Origin of the sequence: Priestia sp. SIMBA_032, from assembly GCF_046535215.1 — a bacterium.
Lineage (GTDB): Bacteria > Bacillota > Bacilli > Bacillales > Bacillaceae_H > Priestia > Priestia aryabhattai.
The window spans coordinates 1-341 of sequence record NZ_JAWRXD010000274.1; the positions used below are offsets into that span (position 1 = coordinate 1).

General features: G+C 33.7%; 1 protein-coding gene. It reads right to left on the reverse strand.

Going from position 1 to position 341, the window contains the following annotated elements:
* Positions 1-199 (reverse strand): DUF3905 domain-containing protein (locus SB717_RS34345; protein ID WP_410907316.1); only part of this gene is annotated, 199 nt, incomplete at its 3' end.
* Positions 200-341: the final 142 nt, after the last annotated feature.

The window sequence follows — 341 nt, forward strand, 5'->3', positions numbered from 1 at the left end:
TGGCAGGATCTACTTCATCACTCCAATTGTTAAGCGGACTGTTCTCGGAATTATATTTACTGTCTCCAATTACAACATTATATTGATTCACAAAAGGTTGTTGCATCGTTTTTCCTGTTCCTTTAAAAGATGGAAAATTCATTTGATGCGGGAGCGTTTCGTCTAAAATTGGTGATTGAATCTTTTCTTTTTTCTTCAAAATTATCGCTCCTTTTTATAATGATTTCTTCATATGTAGTATTTCCATCTAACGCCCCTTATGTACTTGTTAACACTTGCCAGTAATAATTATTTTAAGTTGTTTCAAACTAGAGCAGAAAGTGATTTCTTGAGAGCAGGTG